This is a genomic window from Anaeropeptidivorans aminofermentans, from assembly GCF_940670685.1.
Classification (GTDB): domain Bacteria; phylum Bacillota; class Clostridia; order Lachnospirales; family UBA5962; genus Anaeropeptidivorans; species Anaeropeptidivorans aminofermentans.
Genome location: NZ_OW711693.1, coordinates 456,745 through 481,077 on the forward strand (window position 1 = coordinate 456,745; position 24,333 = coordinate 481,077).

The 24,333-nt window shown below is 38.8% G+C and carries 16 protein-coding genes; 13 read left to right on the forward strand and 3 right to left on the reverse strand.

What is annotated here, in order from left to right; translation table 11 throughout:
• Positions 1 to 16: 16 nt before the first annotated feature.
• From NBX03_RS01800 to NBX03_RS01840, 9 genes are all read left to right on the forward strand, one after another.
• A complete protein-coding gene (locus NBX03_RS01800; protein ID WP_250229074.1) occupies positions 17 to 976 on the forward strand; it encodes an ROK family protein in 960 nt (319 codons plus the stop codon).
• A 536-nt stretch (positions 977 to 1,512) separates the two neighbouring features.
• On the forward strand, positions 1,513 to 2,670 hold the full coding sequence (locus NBX03_RS01805) for an ROK family transcriptional regulator (RefSeq protein WP_250229075.1): 1,158 nt from the start codon (positions 1,513 to 1,515) through the stop codon (positions 2,668 to 2,670).
• Between the two features lie 141 nt (positions 2,671 to 2,811).
• Positions 2,812 to 4,431, forward strand: coding sequence for an ABC transporter substrate-binding protein (locus tag NBX03_RS01810; protein ID WP_250229077.1), 1,620 nt, complete (start codon positions 2,812 to 2,814; stop codon positions 4,429 to 4,431).
• 470 nt (positions 4,432 to 4,901) lie between these two features.
• Positions 4,902 to 5,822: an ABC transporter permease gene (locus NBX03_RS01815; protein WP_250229078.1), complete on the forward strand. Its 921-nt coding sequence runs from the start codon at positions 4,902 to 4,904 to the stop codon at positions 5,820 to 5,822.
• A 162-nt stretch (positions 5,823 to 5,984) separates the two neighbouring features.
• Positions 5,985 to 6,830: an ABC transporter permease gene (locus NBX03_RS01820; protein ID WP_267134866.1), complete on the forward strand. Its 846-nt coding sequence runs from the start codon at positions 5,985 to 5,987 to the stop codon at positions 6,828 to 6,830.
• Positions 6,831 to 6,844: 14 nt separating this feature from the next.
• The gene (locus NBX03_RS01825; protein WP_250229079.1) at positions 6,845 to 7,861 is read left to right on the forward strand and encodes an ABC transporter ATP-binding protein; all 1,017 of its coding nucleotides are present in this window, start codon (positions 6,845 to 6,847) and stop codon (positions 7,859 to 7,861) included.
• On the forward strand, positions 7,861 to 8,823 hold the full coding sequence (locus NBX03_RS01830; protein WP_250229080.1) for an ABC transporter ATP-binding protein: 963 nt from the start codon (positions 7,861 to 7,863) through the stop codon (positions 8,821 to 8,823). Before NBX03_RS01825 ends, NBX03_RS01830 begins: the two co-directional genes overlap by 1 nt.
• Positions 8,824 to 9,209: 386 nt before the next feature.
• Positions 9,210 to 11,732, forward strand: coding sequence for a transglutaminase domain-containing protein (locus NBX03_RS01835; RefSeq protein WP_250229081.1), 2,523 nt, complete (start codon positions 9,210 to 9,212; stop codon positions 11,730 to 11,732).
• A gap of 362 nt (positions 11,733 to 12,094) precedes the next feature.
• On the forward strand, positions 12,095 to 13,522 hold the full coding sequence (locus tag NBX03_RS01840) for a M20 family metallopeptidase (RefSeq protein ID WP_250229082.1): 1,428 nt from the start codon (positions 12,095 to 12,097) through the stop codon (positions 13,520 to 13,522).
• Positions 13,523 to 13,830: 308 nt separating this feature from the next.
• Here the strand turns inward: NBX03_RS01840 and NBX03_RS01845 are convergent, their stop codons facing one another.
• The 3 genes from NBX03_RS01845 to murC form a co-directional block, all read right to left on the reverse strand.
• Positions 13,831 to 14,823 carry an ATP-binding protein gene (locus NBX03_RS01845; RefSeq protein WP_250229083.1) on the reverse strand — a complete coding sequence of 331 codons (993 nt, stop codon included), beginning with the start codon at positions 14,821 to 14,823 and terminating at the stop codon, positions 13,831 to 13,833.
• On the reverse strand, positions 14,823 to 15,851 hold the full coding sequence (locus tag NBX03_RS01850) for a DnaD domain protein (RefSeq protein ID WP_250229084.1): 1,029 nt from the start codon (positions 15,849 to 15,851) through the stop codon (positions 14,823 to 14,825). Before NBX03_RS01850 ends, NBX03_RS01845 begins: the two co-directional genes overlap by 1 nt.
• Before the next feature lie 320 nt (positions 15,852 to 16,171).
• Positions 16,172 to 17,569: a UDP-N-acetylmuramate--L-alanine ligase gene (gene murC, locus NBX03_RS01855; RefSeq protein WP_323373249.1), complete on the reverse strand. Its 1,398-nt coding sequence runs from the start codon at positions 17,567 to 17,569 to the stop codon at positions 16,172 to 16,174.
• A gap of 871 nt (positions 17,570 to 18,440) precedes the next feature.
• Between murC and spoVG the strand changes: the two genes are divergently transcribed.
• The 4 genes from spoVG to ptsP all read left to right on the forward strand — a co-directional run bounded on the left by spoVG (position 18,441) and on the right by ptsP (position 24,155).
• Positions 18,441 to 18,749: a septation regulator SpoVG gene (gene spoVG / locus NBX03_RS01860; protein ID WP_250229086.1), complete on the forward strand. Its 309-nt coding sequence runs from the start codon at positions 18,441 to 18,443 to the stop codon at positions 18,747 to 18,749.
• An 801-nt stretch (positions 18,750 to 19,550) separates the two neighbouring features.
• The gene (locus tag NBX03_RS01865; RefSeq protein ID WP_250229088.1) at positions 19,551 to 19,817 is read left to right on the forward strand and encodes an HPr family phosphocarrier protein; all 267 of its coding nucleotides are present in this window, start codon (positions 19,551 to 19,553) and stop codon (positions 19,815 to 19,817) included.
• A 54-nt stretch (positions 19,818 to 19,871) separates the two neighbouring features.
• The gene (locus tag NBX03_RS01870; RefSeq protein WP_250229089.1) at positions 19,872 to 21,902 is read left to right on the forward strand and encodes a BglG family transcription antiterminator; all 2,031 of its coding nucleotides are present in this window, start codon (positions 19,872 to 19,874) and stop codon (positions 21,900 to 21,902) included.
• Positions 21,903 to 22,424: 522 nt separating this feature from the next.
• Positions 22,425 to 24,155, forward strand: coding sequence for a phosphoenolpyruvate--protein phosphotransferase (gene ptsP, locus NBX03_RS01875; RefSeq protein ID WP_250229090.1), 1,731 nt, complete (start codon positions 22,425 to 22,427; stop codon positions 24,153 to 24,155).
• The last annotated feature ends 178 nt before the right edge of the window (positions 24,156 to 24,333 follow it).

The window sequence follows — 24,333 nt, forward strand, 5'->3', positions numbered from 1 at the left end:
AGGGTGTGTAAGTTTCATGGATTATTATATTGGCGTAGATTTAGGCGGCACAAGCATTAAAACGGGAATAGTTGATGAAAACTATAAAATATCGGGAAGCGGGACGGTACCTACAAGCCTTCCGAAAACACCTGAGGAAATCGGTATGCTTATTAAAGAAAGCGTGGACCTTGCGCTTAAGGACGCAGGAAGGACCATGGACGAGATTAAATGGGCAGGAATCGGCATCCCGGGAATCGTAGATGCTAAAAATGGGGTTGTAGGCTTTGCCAGCAATTTTAATTTCAGAGATGCAAAAATGGCTGAAATTTCCCAAAGGCTTTTAGGGGTTCCCGTATATATAGAAAATGACGCAAATGCGGCGATTTACGGAGAAATGCTAAACGGCTCTGCCAAGGGCTGCAAAAATGTTGTGATGCTTACTTTAGGCACGGGGGTAGGCGGCGGCGTTATCATAAACGGAAGCATCTATTCAGGCTTTAACAGCCAAGGGGCGGAGCTTGGCCATGTGGGCATATTCTACGGCGGGGAAAAATGCCTTTGCGGGCATACAGGCTGTATAGAAATGTACTGTTCTGCAACGGCCCTGATCAAACAGACGAAAAGGGCTATGGAACTGGCACCTGAATCCATTCTATGGGATATGGCAAAGGGAAGCCTTGACAATGTTGACGGCAGGATTGCCTTTGACGCCATGAGAAAAGGTGACAAAGCGGCAAAGTCCGTAGTTAGTCAATATACCGATTACCTTGGATATGCCGTAGTGAACTATATCAATATTTTTCAGCCGGAAATGATTGTTTTAGGCGGTGGCATCAGTTATCAAAAGGATATTATACTTGAGCCTTTAAGGGAATATGCTAGGAAACATGCCTTAGGATACACCCCTGAAAGCCATACGAAAATAGAGTGCGTAAGCCTTGGAAATGATGCAGGGATTATAGGAGCTGCTTTTTTAGGGCAGAGCTTTAGTTAGAAACGGCTGCAGCTTCTTGTAAAAATCAGGACTTTTACGAGGTTACTTGCAGAAAAAAGGTTGAGTTTCAAGGCTTTAGCCTTGGAACTCAACCTTTCCCTCAGCAGTATAAAGCCCTGCCTACAGTGCTAAATGCTGTTTGCCTATACTTATAGTAAAATAGATTTTTGTCGCTAATTTAAGGTTATTTCATTAAAAAGCCTTTGGGATTTATCCCAAAGGCTTTTTTTACGTTTTTTTTACAATGGCTGTAAGACCTTAGGATTCATACACCGATTATTTTTACTGTAAGAAATGCACAAAGGCTTATTTTGTATATTTGTGTAAAATACTAATAAAAACAGGTAAAGTAAATTGTGTTGATTTTATTCTGTTGACAAAGCATCGCTAATATAATATTATTATCATCATAAAAATAATTGATGTAAAACATGCCTTTTTAATAAACCATAATAGCGTATATTATATGCATAATATACAAAATACATTCCACAAAAATTTAATGCTAAAAATTTACTTGTATGGAGGTTTTAGTTTTGTCATATGCGGACGCAAGCGCGAAAAATAACAGCGCTCAATCAATATTAAACGCAGTAAGAAGAAGCTATCCTGTCACAAGGCTTGAGCTTTCTGAAATGACAGAGCTAAGCATACCCAGTGTTTCAAGGATTTTGTCAAGGCTTTTTGAAGAAGGTTATCTGGAGGAAGTAAGCTCAACCTCCGGGGGCTTAGGCAGAAAAACAAAGCTTATAACCCTTAAAGACAGATGCGTACTGACCGCCGGAACGGAATATGACGGTGAGAGCCTTAAAGTATCTATTATAGATGAGAAGGGGAGAATCGTTACCTTTAAAACCTATGATACTAAAAGGCTTGAGAAAGAGCCAAGAGCTGTCTGCGAGATCATCTACGATAAAATCAGGAATTTATTTCATGATGAAAAAATTAATATTGAGCGGCTTTTTGGCATAGGCATTTCCCTTCCCGGCATTATAAACAACGAATCGGGAGAAGTAATGTTTTCCGCTCAGCTTGGCTGGAAGAACGTAAAACTCCAGTCTATTATGGAGGAAGTCTCCGGGATAAACTGCGTTATCGATAACGATATTAAATCGGCGGCCTATGCCGAATACAATAAGGGTGTTGCCAAAAATTCAAAGATTTCCGTTTTGCTTTATTTTGGCACAGGTCTTGGTTCGGCAGTAATTATAGACGGCAATGTTTTAAGAGGCGTTACCAACAGTGCCGGTGAGCTTGGACATATCACCCAGGACATAAGCGGAATATTATGCACCTGCGGAAAAATAGGCTGTATGCAGACGAATATCGCCAAAAAGTTTATTCTTGAAGAGGCCGGTAAGTTTTCAGACGTAAAAACCGTGGGAGAGCTTTTAGATGTTTCCCGGGCGGGGGAAAAGTGGGCCGAGAGAATCGTAAACAGATTTGTTACTTATGCAGCCTTGGCAGTAGATACGGCTGTATGTGCCTATAATCCCGATACGGTAATATTTTGCGGTGATCTTATTAACGATACGCCGGAGCTTTATGACGAAATATGTAAAGTTTACTACAACAATTACATCTGTGAGTATTTAAGGGATACCTTTGAAATCAAGCAGTCCACCTTTGAAGGAAACGCAAGCATCGTGGGCATCGGAATGCTTGCCGCGGAAAAATTCTTTAAAACCGTATAAGAGCTGATTTTGCTTTCAGCTTGCATAAAGATTACGGGCAGAGCTAACATATTTTTCTTGAAATTCAGTACATGGTTTTATTTCTCAGTTAAAAAACTTAAAGTTTTTTATAAATAATAAAGTTAAGAAGGAGATGCTTATATGAAATTTAAAAAGGGTATCGCACTGGCTTTAGCCACGGTCTTCCTCCTTGCCGGATGTGGAAAGGGTGCTGAGCAGCCTGCTCCAAGTGAGTCTGCTCCTGCTACTTCATCTGAAAAACCGGCAGAAACTCCTGCTGAGTCAAAGGCTCCCGAAAGCACTGTAGCTTATGACAAGGATATCGTAATAGCAGTAAACAACAACTTCATCACTATGGATGCTCATGCCGGAAGAGACTCATTATCAAACAGCGCAATAGCAACCATGATGGAAGGCCTTGTAGAATACGACAAAGACCTTCAGCTTCAGCCATGTCTTGCAGAAAAATGGGAGATATCTGATGATGCAAAAACGTATACCTTCTATTTAAAACAGGACATAAAGTTTACAGACGGCGAGCCATTTAACGCAGAGGCAGTTAAAGTAAATATTGACCGCGTTATGGACGAATCCAAGGCCCTTCGTCATGCAAGAACATTTAATACCACTGAAAAAGTTGAAGTAATAGATGAATATACCATATCCGTTACTTTAAAAGACCCTTACATGGCATTTTTAAGCAGACTTGAGGCTTTCAAGATTATGTCTCCTAAGGCTATCACAGAAGATGAAGCAGGCCTTGCAAAACATCCTATCGGAACAGGTCCCTTTGTTTTCAAAGAGTGGGTTGAAGGCGACCATATGACAATCGTTAAAAACCCAGACCACCGCAATGCAGATCAGATAGGCGTTGACAGCATAACATATAAATTCGTTCCTGAAAACGGCTCAAGAGTTGCTATGCTTGAAACAGGCGAAGCAGACATTATTTTCCCTATGCCTAATGAAATGATGGAGAAGATTAAAGACAATACCAATATCGTAACTGAAATTAAACCTTCTACAGTTTGCAGATACGTAACCATGAACCAGCTGAAAGAGCCTTTCAACGACGTAAGGGTTCGTAAAGCATTAAACCACGCTATTGATAAAGCTGCATACATACAAGTTGTAAAGGGCGGCTACGGCGCACCATTAAACTCAGCGCTTTCTCCTGTTCTTCCTTTCTACGCAGATCATGATCCATATGAATATGATGTGGAAAAAGCGAAGGCCCTTCTTGCAGAAGCCGGATATCCAGATGGATTTAAAGCTACTATCTGGGGAAACACAGAAACAGAAACAGTTAAAGGTATGAACTTCATTAACCAGCAGCTTTCCCTTATAGGCGTTGAAATCGAAGTTATGCCTATGGAAGAAGGTACCCTTTCAACAAAGGTTTATGATACTACACCTGAAACTACAGAGCTTGAAATGTGGTATGTTAGCTGGTCTGCATCAGACCCGGATAACGCTGTAAGAAGCACATTCCAGTCTGAAATGGTTCCTCCTGCAGGCGCAAACACAAACTATTACAATAATCCTGCAGTTGACGCGGCGATTGCAAACGGAAACAAAGCTACTACATTCGAAGACCAGTATGAATATTACAAAGAGGCACAGGACCTTATATGGGACGATGCAGTTTGGATGTTTATGGGAATCGACCAGACAATTATCGCAAAACAGGCTTATATTACAGGCGCTAATTTAGGTGCTTCCGGAAGCGGTCTTGACCTTAGAGTCGTAGGCGTTAAATAAAGATTGATGGTTTCAGTTTTTTCGGCTTAAATCTTTAACGGACTTATTTGAATTACCTTCATGATTATTTATAACAAGTCCTTACGGGAGGCTTTGGCCTCCCGTAAAGGCTGTAAAGGAAGTATAGTAAATTAATTTAAGATGAAACTGAATTTTATTGGTAAAAAACTTAAATGTAATTTACAGGCTTATGCTTGTATCCTTTTTAAGTTCGCAGCGTATAAGATAAATTCAGATATAGTAATCGCCATAAAGCTATTGAAGCAAAGATTTTATCATAAAATTATTACTATACCTTTTAACTTGATTTACTATATTAATTTTACAATAGATACTTGGATTAATATGAAATAGCGATATTGTCAATTTGCCTTTCTTTAATTTTATACGCTTTAAATCCAAATACTTGCAGCGGAATAAAAGCAAATTGACTGTACATTTTAAGCAAAGCGGTAGAGAGGAGCAGGCCAATGGGGCGCTATGTATTGAAGAGATTGCTTGAGACAATCCCTTTATTGATTGTTGTTTCATTTGTTATTTTTATGTTTATACGACTTATTCCGGGGGACCCGGCAAGGCTTCTTGCAGGCCAGGATGCAACCCTGGAAGAGGTTGAGGCCCTTCGTGAGCTTAACGGTCTTAACGACCCTTTGCCTGTTCAATATGCTAATTATATAAAAAATGTTTTGTCAGGCGATATGGGAAGATCACTTAAAACGGGGGATTTGGTTTCAAATATGCTTTTTCCAAGATATAAACCAACTATAACTCTTGCGTTTATGTCTATGGGCTGGGCTCTTGTAATGGGGCTTGTAATTGGTATTTTTTCGGCGGTTTTCAGAGGAAAATGGCCCGACTATATGGGAATGCTTATTGCGGTAACAGGGATTTCCCTTCCGTCCTTCTGGACAGGTCTTATGCTGATACAGATACTTTCGGTTAAATACAGGCTGCTTCCGACAGGCGGCATGGAAGGCCTGAGAAGTTATATTATGCCGTCTATTACCTTAGGAGCAGGAATCATGGCGATGATAGCCAGATTTTCCCGTTCCGAAATGATAGAAACACTTAGAAATGACTATATAAGGACTGCCCGTGCAAAGGGCCTTAATGAAGTAGAAGTAATTTCAAGACATGCTTTAAGAAATTCAATGATACAGGTTATGACCATAATAGGCCTTCAGTTCGGCTTTCTTTTGGGAGGCTCTGTTATTGTAGAAACCGTATTCAGTATTCCCGGCCTTGGAAGGCTTTTGATAGATTCAATCAATTTCAGAGATTATACGGTTATCCAGGCGGAGCTTATGATATTTTCCACCCAGTTTATTATGATTAATCTTATAGTTGATGTGCTCTACGGCGTTCTTAATCCTAAAATCCGGTATAATTAGGTTTTGCGGATTGGGTAATGAAGCTTTAAAGCTTAATTGCCTTTAAGTTTTTTGAACTGCCATTTTGAACCCGAAAGATGTCGGGCTAATGATACTGCTTTAATAGCATCATTAGAATTTGCGAAGCAAATTTTCTGAGAAAACTGAAAAGGAGTGCTTCTTTTGAACGACAACAGTCCCTTTAAAATATTTATGAAAAAGTTTATGCGGAGGAAAACCTCCGTTGTAGCAGCAGTGTTCATTGTGCTTTTGCTGCTGATGGCATTATGCGGAGAGCTTCTCGCTCCTTACGGAGCGTCAGAATTTGACTATGCAAATGTCCTTTCAGGGCCTACCTCGGCTCACCCCTTCGGAACAGACGATTTTGGAAGGGATATTCTTTCAAGAATTATTGTAGGTTCAAGGCTCAGTCTTTCTGTATCTCTTTCGGCTGTTACCTTTGCCGCCGTTTTCGGAACGGCCTTAGGCCTTGTCAGCGGATACTTCGGCGGCCTTCTTGATAAAATCGTTATGAGGGTATGCGATATTATGTTCTCATTTCCAGATATTATCCTTGCCATAGCTATTGTTGCCGTAATCGGGCCAGGGCTTCAAAACGTTATTATCGCCGTTGCCATATTCGGTGTGCCTTCTTTTGCGCGAATCATGAGAGGTGCGATGCTTGCCCTGAAACAAAGCCTTTATGTGGAGGCAGCCCGCTCTATCGGCGTTAAAAACTCCAGAATTATATTCGTACATATTTTTCCCGGAGCATTTTCAACCATGATTGTAAATTATACTATGAGAATCGGTACGGCTATTTTATCCGCTTCTTCTCTTAGTTTTCTTGGAATGGGGGCAAAACCCACCGACGCAGAGTGGGGAGCAATGCTCAGTATGGGGAGGACCTATTTGAGTACAGCGCCGCATGTCGTGTTTTTTCCGGGTTTTGCAATATTTTTGACGGTTCTTGCCTTTAACCTTCTGGGTGATGGCTTGAGAGATGCATTAGACCCCAAAATAAAATAAGGTAGGTAATAAATATGTCACAAACAGCTGAGAAAGTATTGGAATTAAAAAATCTAAAAACAGAGTTTATTACAAAGGACAGTCGTCTGACAGCTGTAAACGGAGTATCCTTCCACATTAATAAAGGTGAAATATTAGGCCTTGTGGGAGAATCCGGCTGCGGAAAAAGCGTTACCTCCCTTTCTATAATGCGTCTTTTCAGAGATACACCAGGTAAGATTACGGAAGGCGCCGTATATTATAAAGGCGAGAATATAACGGATATTTCCGAGCGGGAAATGGCTGTTATCAGAGGGCAGGATATCTCCATGATATTCCAGGAGCCTTTGACAAGCCTGAACCCTGTTATGAGAATCGGGGACCAGCTTGTTGAGACGATTCTGAAGCACACGTCTAAAACAAAGCATGAGGCGATGGAAATCGCCAAGGGAATGCTTCGAAAAGTAGGTATTCCAAGAGCAGATGAAATCGTAAGAGAATATCCCCATCAGCTTTCGGGAGGAATGAATCAGAGGGTAATGATTGCCATGGCCATGAGCTTAAATCCTCAGGTATTAATCGCAGACGAGCCGACCACGGCCCTTGACGTTACCATTCAGGCTCAGATTCTTGAACTGATGCGCCAAATCAATAAAGACCACGGCATGAGCATTCTGCTTATCACCCATGACTTAGGGGTGGTTGCGGAAATGTGCCAGAGGGTTGTTGTTATGTACGCCGGCAGAATCGTAGAGGAAGCAGAGGTTGTGAAGCTTTTTAAATCTCCTTTGCATCCTTATACAAAAGGCCTGATTAATTCCGTCCCCGTATTGGGCAGGCGGGTCGAAAGGCTTGAATCTATTCCCGGTAACGTTCCGACCCTTTCAAAAATGCCTAGCGGCTGTAAATTTGCCCCAAGGTGCTTAAAGAAAATGGATATTTGTGTTGAAAAAGAACCGCCCATATTTAATATTGACGAAGGCGGAGAAATCAGAAAATGCCGCTGCTGGCTTATGAAGGATTTAGAAAACAGCAAGGAGGGTGAAGCATAATGTCTAAAGTCCTTGTTGAAGTAAAGGATTTAAAAAAGGAATTTGAAGTAAAAAAAGGCTTTATGGCTAAAAAACAGTCTCTGAAAGCCGTTGACGGAATTTCCTTCGATATCCATGAAGGGGAGACTTTAAGCCTTGTTGGAGAGTCCGGCTGCGGGAAATCCACCACAGGAAGGCTTGTTTTAAAGCTCCTTCCCTTAACCTCCGGCAAAGTTATTTTTGACGGAGCCGATATTACAAATTTTGACGATAATAAAATGCGTCCTTTGAGAAAAAACATGCAGATGATTTTCCAGGACCCTTATTCTTCTTTGAACCCGAGAATAAAAGTAAAGGACTTAATTTCCGAGCCTTTGCTTGTCCATACGGATATGAGCAAAAAGGACAGATATGATAAAGTAAGAGAGCTTCTTGAAATCGTAGGCCTTGACGGTGACAATATGGAAAAATACGCCCATGAGTTTTCCGGCGGCCAAAGGCAGAGAATCGGCATCGCAAGAGCCCTTTCCGTAAATCCGAAGCTTATCGTAGCAGACGAGCCTGTATCTTCTCTTGACGTTTCCATTCAGTCACAGGTTTTAAACCTGATGCAGGACTTACAGGAGGAATTTGGCCTTACATACCTTTTTATATCCCATAATTTAAGTGTTGTTGAACATATCAGCAACAGAGTATGCGTTATGTATCTTGGAAGGCTTGTAGAAATAGCCACAAGGGACGATTTATACGCAGCCCCCAAACACCCGTATACAAAGGCGCTTCTTTCCGCCGTTCCAATACCCGACCCTGAGGTGAAGCAAAACAGGCTCATTCTCAAAGGGGATATTCCAAGCCCGGTAAATCCTCCGTCTGGCTGCAATTTCCATACAAGATGCCCTGACTGCATGGAAATCTGTAAAAGGGAAGCCCCGCCTGTGAAGGACTTTGGAAACGGCCATAAAGCGGCTTGTCATTTATACTAATTTTAGGGCATGTTCCCACAAATCTAAGCAGGCATCAAAAAGTGCATTATTACGCCATACTGCGTTAGCGTCTCCTGGCAGACTTCTCTCCAGTATAGCGTCGCCGTCCTTCCTTGTTTGGCTAATCTGCACGCTTATATAGTGGGAACATGCCTTTAGTATAAAAATAATATTGTATCTAAGGCTTCCGGCTTCGCCGGAAGCCTTATGGCTATAGTATAGTAAATTTGCTTTTCTTCCGCAGTATGGAACAGGCTTTAAAAAGGCATAAAATCAAGGAAAAGCAAATTTACAATGCTACTGTTTTACTTTTATTCGAGTATAAATAGGTTTTGTTGTTTCTTTATAAGAAATTTACTATATATAAAACAGACAAGAGGTGTAAAATGTTATTTTCTGCCCAATTAAAAAATGAAATCGATTTGGCCTATGAAGAAAGAAGCTTCCTAGTAGGTCCTTTTATAAAAGAAATCAGCGAAAAAATAAAAGATATCTCCGATGAAGAATACCGATATGCTGTGAAGCTTATTTATACAAGGCTTCCTTTGAGCGATATCTATGATTATTCTTTTGAGCTTTATATGAAATATGTGGAAAACGCGTTTTTTACAAGAAGAACCATGCCTTGGGGAGAAGATATTCCCCTTGATATTTTTCTTTCCGACGTTTTATTCCCCAGAATAAACAATGAAAAGCTTGATGGCAGCAGAGACTATTTTTACAATCTCATAAAGGACCGTATTAAAGGAAAATCCATGTACGACGCCATTGTTGAGATTAATTATTTCTGCTTTGAAGAAGCCACTTATGAATCTACAGACATGAGAACCCTTGCGCCAACCTCCTTAATTAAAAGTGCTTATGGAAGATGCGGGGAAGAAGCCGTATTCGGCGTAAATATTTTAAGAAGCGCAGGCATCCCTGCCCGCTCCGTCTATACGCCCCGATGGGCCCATTGCGACAGTAACCATGCTTGGGTAGAAGCATGGGCAGACGGCAAATGGCATTACCTCGGGGCCTGTGAGCCGGAGGAGGTTCTTGACAGAGGCTGGTTTACCCAGGCGGCTTCAAGAGCAATGATTATAGAAAGCAGGAGCTTTTATTTCAACAAAAGTTTAAGCCCTGATACAGAAGCCATAAAAGACGGCCATCTTTATAATCTAAACCTGACGAAGGCCTACGGAAAGGCGGAAACAGTCACCGTAAGACTTAAGGATATAAACGGAAACCCTATAGAAAAGGCCAAAATATCCTTTGAAGTCATTAATTTTATGGAGCTTACGCCTCTTAATTATTTATATACGGATAAAGAGGGAAAGGCAGAATTGACCACAGGCTTCGGAAGCATTCATCTCCATATATCCAAAGACGGAAACTATATGGAAAGGCTTATCAATACAAAAGAAGAAGAAAATATAGAGCTTATATTCATTCCCTGTACATTGGAAGAAAGAATATGGGAATTTGACACCCATGCTCCTGTAGATCCGGGCAACAAGGTTCAAAAGCTTTCGGAAGAAATCATCTTAAGGCATAAAGAAAAGACCAGCAATGCCCTTAACAAAAGAAGGCAAAAGGAAGAGGGCTTTGCCCCGTCGCCTTCTGATTTAAAGGCCTACGAAGGCCTTTCCGAAAAAGAGCTTGAAGAAATTCTCTGTATGGCAAAGGGCAACAAAGACGAACTATTAAAATTCTTAAATGAAGATGAAACAGGATACGCAGGAAGGCTCTTAAAGACCTTAAATAAAAAGGATTATGTGGATTTGGAAGCTTCTATCCTTCAAAAGCATTTATCTCATGCGCTGCAATATAAAAATGATTACGACGAAGAGATATTTATAAACTATATCTTAGCGCCAAGGATATATGTTGAGCATTTGACAGATTACAGAGAATTTATCTGCAATTACTTTTCTGAAGAGGAAAAAGAAACCTTCAGAAAAAATCCTTTGGCAATAGGCCATTATATAGAGAAAAATATTTCCTACAGAGAAGATGAGGAGCTTCCCAATATTATCGTAAGCCCTAAAGGCGCATTGACCATAAAAAATGCCAACCCTATAGGGAAAAAGCTTTTATTTACCGCCATCTGCAGAAGCCTTGGTATTCCTTCTGTTATTGCTCCGGATACTATCGTAAACGAGTATTATCAAGACGGAAAGTTCCATGCCGTTGAAAAAGGTGAAATAAAAGACTGTGCCCTTAAAATCAATCTGCAAGAAGGGATAAACTGGGCATATAATACAAACTGGTCTATTGGGGTCCTTGAAGACGGGGAGTTTAAAAGCCTTCGCTTCCGAAACATGGACATTAACTATGACAATATCCCCCTTAGGAGCGGCTTCTACAGAGTCATCACAGGAAACAGGCTGCCAAGCGGCGATATTTTAGCTAGGATTCATACCTTTACCATAAACCCCGGTGAAAAGAAGGAAATCGAGCTTTCTCTCCGCCCTGCCAATATAGAGGATATGCTGAACCATGTAGAAGTAGGGGACTTTAAAGTTAAGGGCCATAAGGGCAATAAAATGGATGTTTCAAGCCTTTTGTCAGAAAACAATAATATTCTTTTCTGGCTGCAGGAAAACCATGAGCCCAGCCAGCATATTTTAAATGAGCTTATAGAGCATAAAGAAGCATTTTTAGAAAAAGATGTAAGCCTTCTTTTTATTCTTAAGGAAGCAGCAGCGGCACAGAACAGTCTTATTGCAAAGGCTATGAAAGAACTCAATATTAATTACTGTATAGATGAAGGCTTTGCCAATTGCGAAACCTCCGCAAGAAGAGTATATGTGGACCCTGAAAGGCTTCCTTTAATTATCGCAAGCAGAAATAAGCTGAATTCCATATTTGCCATCAGCGGCTATAATGTGGGAACGGCGGATATGCTGTTAAAGATAATTCTTTAATATTAAATATCTAATCAATTCCATATGTTGATGTCATGCTTTGCTTTACTATACTGATACATTATGATAAACTTAATTATGAACAGTAGGCGGATATATATAGTAAATTTCAAGTTAAACAGTAATAAAACTGTATATTTCTTGAATTCATATGAAATAGAAGCGTTGTCAATTTACTTTTCTTTTATTTTATATTCCCTAAAGCCAAATATTTACGGCGGTGTAAAAGCAAATTGACTGTACGAGGATTCAAAAATGTCCTGTTTCCAAAGGAAATCCGTATTTTTGAATCCGTAGTGATTCGGTTTTTGTTACTTCTTTATAAGAAATTTACTATACCTTATTACAATCAGGAGGGAATTATGGACTATCGAAGCTTTATATCAGATTTAATAGAAAAACGCGCAGATGAATTTATATCCATAAGCGATGAAATTTGGGGCTATGCAGAGCCGCGCTTTAGAGAGTATAAATCATCAAAGCTCCAGCAGGATTATATGAAAAATCAGGGCTTTTCCATTAAAGCCGATTTAGCGGGAGAAGAAACTGCTTTCATTGCGGAATTCGGAAGCGGAAAACCTGTTATTGCATTTTTAGGAGAGTTCGACTCTTTATCCGGTCTTTCGCAGGAAGCCGACGTTACCAAACACTGCCCCGTTGAGAAAAACGGCGAAGGCCACGGCTGCGGCCATAATCTTCTTGGAACAGCGGCGCTTGCAGCTACGGTTGCCTTAAAGGAATATATGGAAGCAAATAACCTTCCCGGAACCATCCGCTATTATGGCTGCCCTGCAGAGGAAAACGCCGGCGGAAAAGCATATCTTGTAAGAGACGGTTATTTTAATGACTGTGACATCGCTCTTACATGGCACCCGGGAACAGTAAACAGAACCGTAGGAAACGGCTCTCTTGCGAATTTCAGAGTATTTTATACATTCCACGGCACATCAAGCCACGCCGCAGGAGCACCCCATTTGGGAAGGTCTGCTCTTGACGCGGTAGAGCTTATGGACGTTGGGGTTAACTATATGAGAGAGCATATGATAGATGAAGCCCGTGTTCATTATGCCATCACAAATCCCGGAGGAACAGCGCCAAACGTTGTTCAGGCGGAAGCTCAGGTTCTTTATGCCATCAGAGCCCCACAGGTAACCCAGGTAAAAGAGCTTTTTGAAAGAGTTAACGATATTGCAAAAGGCGCTGCCCTTATGACCCAGACAAAAGTTGACATAAGGCAGGTTGCCGCATATTCAAACTACATAGGAAACGATTCAATAGCAAAACAGCTTGACGCCAATATGGACCATTTCCTTCCGATCGGATATACTGATGAAGAAATCGAATACGCCAAAAAATTCCAAGAGGTTATTACTGATTTAGATAAGGCTAATTTGAAATCCGCCGCGGAAAAGCTTGTAGGTAAACTTGAAAGCAAAAAAATTCTGGAAATGCCTTTGTTCGACTTTCTTGCCCCTTATAAATCAGAGGCAGGCTCCGGCGGCTCTACAGACGTTGGTGACGTAAGCTGGGTAGTTCCTACAGGTCAAGTAAATACCGTATGCTGGGCAGCAGGAACAGCAGGCCATTCATGGCAGGTAGTCGCCCAAGGCAAATCCTCCATCGCCCATAAGGGAATGTTCCTTGCGGCTAAGGTAATGGCAGCAACAGCATATGAATATCTTACAAACCCTCAGCTTGTTGAAGAAGCGAAGAAGACTTGGCTTGAAATGCTTGACGGAGAAACTTATCCGAATCCATTGCCGAAAGATGTTAAACCTGCAATATGGTAAAATAGAAAAAAGGACTGCTGCAAATTTGTTTTGCAGCAGTCCTTTTCGTATAAAGCCTTTTGGGCTTTATAGTAAATTTAAAGTTAAACAGCAGCAGCCATATATTCACACAGGCTCAAAAATGTACTGTTTCAGAAGGAAATCCGTGTTTTTGAGCCTACTGAGAATAGGCTTTTGCCGCTTCTTCATAATAAATTTACTTTAAACAAGATTTTATCAGAATAAAAGCTTTCCTTAAAATTTAATACATTTGCAGCTGCTAAAAAGTTTAAAATCCTCTGTTTTCTTACGCCAAGGCTATAGGTTTTTTATCTTCCGCTATAATAAAACTTCTTAATCATTCGGATATCATCGCCGAAAAACTTGCAGAAGGCATAACTTCCCTGGATTCTTGAAATAAGTCTTTCGGTATATTTTGCTTCAAGTTCTTCAACGGAAAGATTGGTAGAAATTATTGTATGCCTTTTTTCAAGTATTCTGCTGTTTATAATATTAAATAAGGCCGTTTGTGTGGCAAGGGTGTCAAATTCTGTGCCTAAGTCGTCAATAATCAATAAGTCTACAGTATAAAAGAAATTTACCTGCTCGTCGGGCTCTTCCATTTCATCACGGTTAAACCTTGCGTCTTCTATGGTTTTAAATAAATGGCCTGCCGTTGCGTATAGAACGGTCTTTCCTTTGTTTAAAACGTCTTTTGCGATGCAATTGCAAAGGAATGTTTTGCCAAGGCCGACATTTCCGTAAAATAGAAGATTGGCAAACTTATTTTCAAAATCCGTGGCAAATTCCATGGATTTTTGATAAATTACCTGCATTTTGCTCCTGGGGGAAAGGCCTTCATTGGGATCCTTCTCATCGGAATAAAAGCTAAAATCAAAAGTGTCAAAATTTTCTCTTTCCAATACTTCATGAAGATTTGATATAAGATAAAATTTTTCTATGAGCTTCTGGGAAAAGCAGGAGCATTTTTTATTTTCTGCAAATCCTGTATCATTGCATTTGGGGCATTGATAAATATTCGTAAGATAATCCTTAGGAAAAGAGCTGTTTTCAAAAAGAACTCTTTTTTCGGCCGTAAGCTGAAGATTTTTTGCTTTTATCTCAGCAATGGCATCGGTATTTCCCGAAAGAGCATATTTCGTAATTAAAATGCCAGTTTTTGTAAGCTCCTCATCTATTTGTCTGATACGGGGAATGGCTTCGTAGACCTCTTCTTTTCTTTTATTTAAAAGCCTTCCTGCGTCTTGCCTTAATCTGTCGTAATCTCTTAAAATATCCTTATAAATTTTACTATTATCCATTATAATTTATCCTTCAGCCCTTTCATTAGAAGCTCTGCTTCCATTTTTTCGAGGGTTTCATAATCTCTTTTTCTCTGATTAAAATTTGCAAAACGATTGACCCTTTGGTTTTGCTTATTTGGTGCAGGTTTTTCTTTTCCTTGGTTTTTCTTTTTAAATTCATCTTCAAGTCTTTTTATGTCTTCTATGGTTTGAACATTTTCGTCCTTCCAGCCTTTTATGATTTTTTCGGCATATTCAAATTGCCCCTTGCCGGTTGCAAGCACTGTCTTTCCGCAGGCTTCCAGTATGATATTCAGAGGCATTGCGTATTCTTTAAGCCATCTTTCCATGTATTCTGTTTCTATGGGAGCCGGGTTTCTTCCGCTTAGGCCAAGAGCCTTAAGAATCTGTCTGTAGTCTTTATTGAAGGCATCAATATAATCTTCTGCCTTTTCAATACTGTCTATTTTATTTTCTGCCCAGTCTATGGCGACACTTTCTATGTAATTCATATGTTTATGGCCATTTTTCCCGCAGTATTCAAGCATGTATATGATAAGATCCACAGGAAGCCTGAGCCAGTCATAGAAGCTGTAGAGGGTGCTTAATTCCTTGGCGTTTAAAAGCCTGCCCAGTATTTTTTCTGCCGAAGCAAAAAGGGTGTTTATTTCCTCATAAGAGCTTTTATAAAGCTCTAATTCCTTAGGGGAATAGGAAGGAGCGGTTTTTATGATGTCTTCTATCTTTTCTTCTTCCCCGGAAGAAAGAGGAAGAAATTCTATACGAAATTCATTATTTTCTTTCGTTATTTTCACTAATTCCTTCTCTTCCCAGTATTCCCACGCCCTGATTACGTCAGACTCCAAAAGCCTGAAAACTTCCGCAAGGGCATGATTTGTAATGCTTTCACCGGAAACATCCATATTCCTTAAAGCATAGATGTAAATGCAGGAATAGGCCGGCGGAGCATAGGGCATATGCTGGTCTATAAAGCCGTTGAGTATAACGGTATAATCTTTTTTTGTCGTTAATTTAATTTCTGTCATAATAAAACCTCATTTAATAATTTCTCCTATAAGTATACCATAAGCCGAATGTATCAGAAACGTAATTTTAATGCATACACATAAAATTATCCACAGAAATTTCATTCTGTGGATAATTCTGTGAATAAGTATTTTGGAAATTTCAGAGTTATTAACAAAGTTTTATTAAAAATTTAATATAAAGCTTATAAGAGATGCTGATTTTCAAAAAAACCTTAAAAACATGGAATAATAAAATCCTGATAGAATAAGGCTTTGAGCCGTGTATTCAAAAAAATTAAAAGAGGAATTTCTTGTAATAAAGGGTTCATAAGTGAAAATCAATTTTCTGTGGATAATGTGGATAAACCTGTTAATAGAAGTGATTCGCCCAGTAAATATACGTCTCCGGCACCCATAGTTATCAACATATCATTGGGGACAGATTTTTCAAGGAGAAAATCTTCTGCTTCTTTAAAACTACTAAAGTAATAAACTTCTTTGCCGGTTTTTCTGATTTCTTCGACAAGATTCATAGAATGGATTCCTAAGGTGTCGGTTTCTCTGGCAGAATAAATATCCGTGACGATTACTGCGTCTGCATCTTCAAAGGCGCCTGCAAATCTGTCTAAAAGAGCCTTTGTTCTGCTGTAGGTATGAGGCTGAAAGATGCAGTATATTTTATTATGCTTAAATTTTTTTGCGGCGGAAAGGGTTGCGGCGATTTCCGTAGGGTGATGGGCATAATCATCTATAATGGTTATGCCGTTAAAGGAGCCTTTAAATTCAAAACGCCTTTTAGCCCCTTCAAAGTTTTCAAGGCCTATTGCGATTTCCTCAGGAGAAAGCCCAAGAAAAGTACATGCGGCAAAAGAAGCAAGAGAGTTTTCCACATTGTGAAGGCCCGTTACATCAAGATTTATACTTTTTATGAAGGAATCTTTATAATAAATGTCGAAGGCAGGCTTTCCGTCTTCGGAAAATATAATATTTTTTGCCTGATAATCTCCTTCTGTAATTCCGTAGGTTATTATTTGGCATTCCACATTGTCGATAATGGAGTCAAAGTTTTTAATGCCTGTATTTATAACAAGACAGCCGTCCTTTGAAATGTTTTTCGCAAAATGATTAAAAGAAGCTTCCATTTGCTCCATGGTTTTAAAATAATCTGTATGGTCTTTATCAATATTTAGGATTATGCCCACATAAGGAAAAAATTTCAGGAAGCTGTCAAAATATTCGCAGCTTTCCGCAACAAAAAAATCAGAATTTCCAACCCTGAAATTAGAACCGATGGCCTTAAAGATGCCTCCTACATTTATGGTAGGGTCTTTTTCGGCTTCAAGGAGTATTTTTGAAATCATGGTCGTCGTCGTTGTTTTTCCGTGGGTTCCCGATACGGCGACGGACTTTTTATAACAGCCCATAATAACCCCCAGAAGCTCGGCCCTGTCGATAATTTTAATGTTTTTATCCCGAGCCGATACCATCTCGGGGTTATCCTCTTTCACTGCTGCGGTATATACTACAAGGTCGCAATTATCTGCGATATTTTCGTAGCTTTGGCCTATTAAAATGTCTATGCCTATGGATTTTAAATGCTCTGTAAGAGAAGAAGCTTTATTGTCGGAGCCTCTTACATGCATGCCTTTGCTTTTGAGAATTTCTGCAAGTCCGCTCATGCTTACGCCGCCTATGCCGATGAAGTGAACGTTTTTATAATTGTTTAAGTCTATCAATTTTATACCACCAATCTATATATACTAAATTGCTTAAAAAACATCTGATTAAAAATAAAAGCTGATTTTCAAAATTGGGCATTTTAAGCATACCAGATAAAAATTTCTATTATAAGTATACTATAAATTATTTTATTTAAAACAATTTTTTGAAATTAAAAGCAGGTATTTTATTAAAAAAAATTAAAAATAAAGAATATTGTTCGATTATTTATTTCACGCAAGTGATTAAGCAGACGCTTATCAAGAGAAAATTGAATAAAAAATGCAAGAAAAATGATATATAGAAAGATTGATGTCGATTAATGATGAATATGGTCAATATTTACAAATAACAGTGTGAAGTAGAAAAATATTTAAAAACGGTAATGCAACTTGCTTAATATTTTAATAAAATAATAAAAAATATTGTAATATTGGTTAAGGTTGTGGTATTATTAGAGCGCAAGGAAGTTTCTGGTTTTACAACAGGAGTTGACATAATAAAAAATATGTATTCTATTCCTTTTCAGGAATAAAAGAGCCTTTTATAAAAACAGAAACGGACAGATGGCGTTATAGCCCTGTCCTTAGGTAACGTCCAAAAAATACGCTATGCTTTTTGAAAGATATAATTAAATGGCTAAAAGACTTATATGATGTCTTATGCGAAACTCACTTTAAAGCCTAAGTGAGAGATTCTTAAAGGATATACCTTTAAACTGATCTTCCTGCTAAAAGTAATTAAACTGCAAGTTCTTTATAAGGAACCTGCATTTGATTAAAAATAAAATAGTTTGTACTGCTATACGGCTATGCAGGGCATTCTATTATTATTTATATGACTATATACATAAAAAACACATTAGGTACCAGAGAGGAGAACGTATTTATGAACATAACAGATGTAAGAGTGAGAAAGGTTAACAAGGATGGTAAAATGAAAGCAGTTGTTTCCGTTACGTTTGATAACGAGTTTGTTGTGCATGACATTAAGGTTATTGAAGGGGACAAAGGTCTTTTCATAGCTATGCCCAGCAGAAAAACAGTTGACGGTGAGTTCAGGGATATAGCGCATCCTATTAACTCTGAAACCAGAGAGTGCATTCAAGCATCGATCCTTGAAAGGTATGAGAAGGCTCTTTTAGAGGAAGAAGCTACATCTGCAATGTTACAGGAAGTAGCTGCTGATGTAGAGTAGATTTATTGAATAAGTCAGGCCTTCGAATTTCAAAGCCTAATAGGCTTCAGGTCAAATTTTGGGCTTTGTTCCCCATAGCCGTGGTTCCTGTGAACATGATCTGAGTGCCTGCAGAAAATAAGCTGATGCTTTTTCAATAGGTTTGGAATTAGGTTGCCTTATACGGGAAGCTCAAAAAGTCATTTTCCTATGTTTAGGAAATTCTGTAAGGCTTTTTATTTTAAAAGCCTTACAGAAGGGCTTTTGAGTAAAGGCGGTTTATAATCTAATTATGGGCTACCTAAATAATGTTTCGTCGTATTTCATAAATTAACTTTTTATTATTTCTATATTTTACAAAATCATAGAAATTTCATTTCTTTTATGGGCCGTAAAGGGCCTTTTTCTTTAGTTGATTCCATTTCCACGATTCATTGTACTAAATGCCAAAATCCTCTTATGTTAAAATTCTACAATACCCTATTAATTGTAATAAGCCTATGGGCAAACGTACAAAAATTGGTGTATAATTGAGATATTCCACATGATATACTACATTTTAAGGAATTCTAATGAACAAACTTTGTGTACAATCAATGATTTGAGACAAAAAGTATACTTTGATATTCTTTAGGGTTTGTTTGTCTTGACGCCGGAGGGTAAAGTCTGATTTTCTCATAGAATAAAATGCAGTATAAAGTTAAATAGTGTGATGATAAGAATCGGGCTTAGATATTTTCTAAAGCCTTCTATTTTTAATACAGAAAAAATGCATAACCCTTGGCAGACGGAGAATTATATCAATAGAAGGGAAAGATAAAAATGTATACAGAAGATTTAGTTGTAAAAAATAAAACAGGATTTCATGCAAGACCGGCTTCCCAGCTGACAAAGTTTGCTCAGCAGTTTAAAAGCGAAGTTGTCGTATTTATTGCGGAAGGCTCAAAAGAGGTTAATTTGAAAAGTGTAATAAGCATACTTTCAGCCCAGATAAAGCAAGGCACAGAAATAGAGCTTAGAGTATCCGGCCCTGATGAAGAAACAGCGGGCCCAGCCCTTGCAGAATTTATAAACAGCCTTACAGAGTAAATATTATTTTAATGATAAAAAAGCTTAAATTTTAATGATGGGAAGTGAGCCATTATGGATTTAAACAGCAGATGCGTAAAGCTTTTAATAAAGATAGCCAAAGAAAATTCCGGAATAGGGCTTCATAAGCTTGCTCTTGAATTTGATATTACAAGGCGGGTTTTAAGCTACGACATTGCAAAAATCAACGAATGGCTCAAGCATTACAATTTAGGCGCAGTTCATATAGCCGAAGGAAAAGCCTTTGTAGGAGAAGGCTCTAAGGAGGAAATAATCCGTAAGGCCGAGGCCTTTGACGGATATATTTATTCCATAGAGGAAAGAAGAGCAATCGAGTATTTATATATCGCTTTAAGCGCAGAGCCTGTAAAGGTAGAGTTTCTCGTTGATTTTTTTGACGTAAGCTATAATACGATAATTGCAGATATTAAGGAGCTTAAAGCTTATCTAAAAGAAAATAAAATTGCGCTTACAAGCTCCGGAAAAAAAGGCTATGTAATTTACGGAGAAGAGGGCATTATAAGAAAGATCATCGGTGAGAAATTTCAGTTTATGGAAGAAGGCCATCCGAGAGAAATATTTTTTGCCATTATTCAGGAGTCTCTTATGAGCCTTACAGGAATAGACTGCGATTTCTTATCCTTTGCTCAAAATGCCGTGAAAGGCCTTGAAAGCTCCGTAAGCACAACGAAGCTTCTCACGGATATGGATTATAGCATTGCCATGATTTTAGTTTCCTGTATCAGAAGCAGGAAAGGCTTTTTCTTTTCCATAAATAATCAAGAGAAGGCCGCCATCGAAAAGGCTCAAGGCTATGACGCAATACAGAAGATGACGGAGCGTTTTAATGAAATTGCTTTAAGCTTACCAGGAAGCGAAGTATATTATATCACCATTTTGTTTCTTGGAACAAGGAACTTTGAAGGGGTATCGCCGGAAAGTGACGATTATCATATAGACGTTTTTTTTAAAAGGCTCATATCCGATTTTGAAAGAGCGGCCTGCGTTTATTTTCCCAAAGAGGAATATTTGCATAATCTGATGTTTTCCCATATCCGCTCTATGTATTACAGGCTGAAATACGGGGTTCATATAAAAAATTATCTCCTTCCCCAGATAAAATCCATGTATCCCGATAATTTCTTTTTCACCAAAAAAGCTCTTGAAATATCCGCCGGCGGAATATTTAAAATGATAACGGAAGAAGAAGCTTCCTTCATATGCACTTATATGACAAGCCTCCTTAATGCCAAGGAAAGCAAGAATAAATCAAGGCTTCCTTTAATCGGTATTTGCTCTTTGGGGGCAGATACATCAGTTTTTTTGAGAGAGCAGCTGATAGATTTTTTAGGAGATAATTTTTCTTATGAGTTTATAACAAATGATTCTGTTGATGCTGAAAAGGCATATGCTTATTGCGTAATCGTATCTGCTGTGCCGCTGGAAAAAGAATATGAAAATGTCGTATACACAGATGCAATACTTACTTCCGGCGATAAGAGAAAAATACTTTGTGCCGTAAATAAGAAAAATACTAAAAGCGCTGTTGGCTTTGATGTTTCAGAAATTATAGATGCTGTGAAAAAGCATTCTGTCATTCAGGACGAAGACGGGCTCTATCTTGAGCTTGTAAAGCTGCAAATGAGGGGCGCAGGGGGAAAAGGCATTGAAGGGAATCATATTGCTCTTCCCGAGCTTCTTAAAAAAGAAGGAACTGTCATAAAGGCCCTTCCTATATCTTTTGATTATGCTTTGCTTGAGGCCTGCAAAGGCCTTGCTAAAAATGCAGAGCTTATAGATTTTTACATGAAGCAAATGATAGACCATGGACAAAAAGATAAAAGCGTGTATGAATTTGTTCCGGGCTTTGGCCTTGAATACTTCCATGATCCGGCGGGAGAAGTAGGGGTCAGTATAACATTATTTGAGGAAGAAAGACTTATAGCCTACGGAAAAAGACTTAAAGGCCTCGTTGTATTATCCTGTATAGACAATAAATCTCATTATAAACTTTTAAGAAGCATTTATGAGTTTTTTGAAAAAGCAGATAATATAAAAATGCTTATGAAAAACGCAGATTATTAAATTTATAATTGAACTATAGTAAATTTAAAGTTAAATAGTAGCAAAGCCGTATATTCACGAAGGCTCAAAAATGTACCGTTTCCGAAGAAAATCCGTGTTTTTGAGCCTTAAGGGAATAGGCTTTTGCTACCTCTTCATGATAAATTTACTATGCTATGAAACAATATAGCAGTCAATTTACTTTTGCTTTATTTTAGTCTTTTTGAGCTAAATGTTCACAGCGGAATAAAAATAAATTGACTATAGTAAAATAGCTTTAAGGCAGTAACAAAAACCTAATTTTCATAAACGGCTTAATATAGTCGAAACGCTTATATCAAGCCATTCATAGTCAACAAAGATTCAAATATCTTTGTTGACTGCAAGGGGATGTGAACCTGAAAACACTTTTACAGTTTCCCTATAAGTGTTTTCAGGTTCACTAAGTATAAAATATATGATTTTTATTACTGTAATTAAACTATTTTACTAGATATGTAAGAAACAGACTTTTGAAATAAAACAATTCAGTGGGGTGATTATATGAAAAAAGTAAAGGGCTTAAGTGCGTCAAAAGGTTACGCCATAGGCGAAATGGTAGTAAAGGGAAAGCATACGAAAGAAACCCCTAAGTTTTCCATAACAGATTATAAGGCTGAAGAGCTTCGCTTTAGAAAGGCCCAGGCGGAATATAACAAAGAGCTCGACGCGCTTTATATAAAGACGAAAGAAGAAATAAGTGAAAATGACGCTGAAATATTTCAGGCATATCAGACGATACTTCACGATGAGGAGCTTTTCGGAAAAGCCCTGAAACGAAGCGCGGAAGAAATGGTTAATATAGAATATGCCATAGAATGCGAATGCAATGAAATTGTGGCTATTTTTGAAACCATGGACGACGAGTATCTTAGAGAAAGAGCTACAGATATTCAAAACGTATGCAAGAAGGTAATCGAAATACTTCTCGGCGGAGAAAATGATTTTCTCAACGAAATAGAAGGAAAATCGGACCTTATTATTGTAGCCGATGATTTGGCCCCTTCCGAAACCGTAGTGATAGATAAGACAAAGCTTAGAGCCCTTGTTACGGAAAAGGGCGGTGTGACTTCTCATACGGCTATTTTAGCCAAGGCTATGGGGATTCCTGCTATCGTCGGTGCAAGCGGGATATTGGCTGTTGCCGAAACAGGGGAGAAAGCCCTTGTAAATGCCTTTAAAGGCGAAATTATACTGGAACCGACAGCAGAAGAGGAAAAGAGCTTTGCGCTTCTTAAAGAAGAATATGACAAAAAGAATAAGGTTTACAAGGAGGCTGAAAAAGCTCCTGCCATAAGCCTTGACGGAGTTAAAATGAATGTGAACATAAACTCCGGCGATAAAGAAAGCATGGAAATATTTAACCCTGATGTATGCGACGGCATCGGTCTTTTCAGAACAGAGTTCCTCTATATGGACGGAAATGATTATCCCGATGAAGAGCGTCAGTATAAGGTATACAGCACCATAGCAGAAAAGGCCAAGGGCAAGGAAGTTATCATAAGGACCCTTGACATCGGCGGCGATAAGGAAGTCCCTTATATGAATCTTCCGAAGGAGGACAATCCCTTCTTAGGTTATCGGGCTATCAGAATATGCCTTAATGAGCCGGAAATATTTATGACCCAGTTAAGGGCCATATTAAGGGCTACAGCTCATGGCAATATTAAAATCATGTTTCCCATGATTGTGAACCTTGAAGAGGTTTTAAAGGCTAAGGAAATGGTAGAAAAGGCTAAAAAGCAATTGCTTGAGGAAGGTCATAAAGTTTCTGAACACGTTGATATAGGGATAATGATAGAGACGCCTGCTGCAGTTATGCTTAGCGATGTTTTGGCAGAGCATGTGGACTTTTTCAGCATCGGCTCCAATGACCTTATCCAATATACAACGGCAACAGACCGATTAAATGAAAAGGTTCAGCATTTATATGACTGCTGCAATATTTCATTTTTACGCTCGGTGAAAATGATTGCTGAAAATGCAAAGAAAGCCGGCAAATATATAGGCATATGCGGAGAAACGGCTTCAGAAGCCATTTTGATTCCTTTATGGCTTGCACTGGGTATAGATGAGCTGAGCGTTGCCCCTTCCCAATTAGGAAAAGTGAAATACCTTATAGGCCGCATGGCAAAAACAAGCGTTCAGGAGCTTATGAATGAAGTTATGAGCATGCACAAAATAGAAGATGTAAGAGCAAGGCTTGAAAGTTTCCTTGAAGAAATAGATAGATAAAAAATACCAAAAGGCGGTGTATTTACACCGCCTTTTTTATGCGCCAAGGCCAATGAACCTAGAGAACAGAATAAATCGGTTTATCGGTAAATGAACTTAAAAACCTAAGTATATAGTAAATTTATTATAAAGAAGCGGCAAAAGCCTATTTCCTTGAGGCCCATGATTATCAAACAAA

What these genes read in the sequence shown, in the direction of transcription:
- NBX03_RS01825 (WP_250229079.1), top strand. Translation starts at nt 6,845, where the DNA reads ATGTCACAAACAGCTGAGAAAGTATTGGAATTAAAAAATCTAAAAACA.
- NBX03_RS01865 (WP_250229088.1), top strand. Translation starts at nt 19,551, where the DNA reads ATGTATACAGAAGATTTAGTTGTAAAAAATAAAACAGGATTTCATGCA.
- NBX03_RS01850 (WP_250229084.1), bottom strand. Translation starts at nt 15,851, where the DNA reads ATGACAGAAATTAAATTAACGACAAAAAAAGATTATACCGTTATACTC.
- NBX03_RS01830 (WP_250229080.1), top strand. Translation starts at nt 7,861, where the DNA reads ATGTCTAAAGTCCTTGTTGAAGTAAAGGATTTAAAAAAGGAATTTGAA.
- NBX03_RS01840 (WP_250229082.1), top strand. Translation starts at nt 12,095, where the DNA reads ATGGACTATCGAAGCTTTATATCAGATTTAATAGAAAAACGCGCAGAT.
- NBX03_RS01800 (WP_250229074.1), top strand. Translation starts at nt 17, where the DNA reads ATGGATTATTATATTGGCGTAGATTTAGGCGGCACAAGCATTAAAACG.
- NBX03_RS01810 (WP_250229077.1), top strand. Translation starts at nt 2,812, where the DNA reads ATGAAATTTAAAAAGGGTATCGCACTGGCTTTAGCCACGGTCTTCCTC.
- spoVG (WP_250229086.1), top strand. Translation starts at nt 18,441, where the DNA reads ATGAACATAACAGATGTAAGAGTGAGAAAGGTTAACAAGGATGGTAAA.
- NBX03_RS01815 (WP_250229078.1), top strand. Translation starts at nt 4,902, where the DNA reads ATGGGGCGCTATGTATTGAAGAGATTGCTTGAGACAATCCCTTTATTG.
- NBX03_RS01845 (WP_250229083.1), bottom strand. Translation starts at nt 14,823, where the DNA reads ATGGATAATAGTAAAATTTATAAGGATATTTTAAGAGATTACGACAGA.
- NBX03_RS01870 (WP_250229089.1), top strand. Translation starts at nt 19,872, where the DNA reads ATGGATTTAAACAGCAGATGCGTAAAGCTTTTAATAAAGATAGCCAAA.
- NBX03_RS01835 (WP_250229081.1), top strand. Translation starts at nt 9,210, where the DNA reads ATGTTATTTTCTGCCCAATTAAAAAATGAAATCGATTTGGCCTATGAA.
- ptsP (WP_250229090.1), top strand. Translation starts at nt 22,425, where the DNA reads ATGAAAAAAGTAAAGGGCTTAAGTGCGTCAAAAGGTTACGCCATAGGC.